Origin of the sequence: Mesorhizobium sp. M3A.F.Ca.ET.175.01.1.1 (assembly GCF_004791945.1) — a bacterium.
Classification (GTDB): domain Bacteria; phylum Pseudomonadota; class Alphaproteobacteria; order Rhizobiales; family Rhizobiaceae; genus Mesorhizobium.
Window position 1 is genome coordinate 1 of the sequence record NZ_SRTP01000064.1, and the last position, 494, is coordinate 494.

Genomic DNA, 494 nt, shown 5'->3' on the forward strand with positions numbered 1-494 from the left:
CGGCGAGCTCGTTCTGGCCGCGCGCGAGGAACATCGAGGCATCGGCCGCCATGTTGTACTTGCGGTAGATGCCGTCGAGGATGGCCGCGGCCTGCTCCATCTTGATCTTGCCGGCATCGACACCGCGCGAAAGCTGGTTGAGCGCGCTCTCCATGCGCTGTGCGGCGGCATAACCGTCGATGTACTGACGGGAGAGGCGCGCGAGCACGTCACCGGACTGGCTGATCTTCTGCTGGCTGACCGTGACGGCGTTGCCGACGCCTTGCGACGACGCGGTCATCGCCTGATCGGCGGCTACCTTCTGCTGCGCTCCGGCGACATTCTTGCTGGCGTCCATCTCGGCGGAGACGCGGAGGCTGGAAAGTTGAACGGTCATTTCTCAGCCTCCTTTCTCTTGACGACGTGATCGAGCCATTCGGCGTCGATGGCGCTCAGCATCTGCTGGAAGATGTCGAAATCTTCGCCGGTGATGTCGTGGTCGTGGGCGTAGCGGC

General features: G+C 63.6%; 1 protein-coding gene. It reads right to left on the minus strand.

Translation table 11 applies throughout. The features are described 5' to 3' along the window. On the minus strand, positions 1 to 376 hold a 376-nt coding region (locus tag EN818_RS30755), incomplete at its 3' end, for a hypothetical protein (RefSeq protein WP_135906590.1). Positions 377 to 494 lie beyond the last annotated feature (118 nt).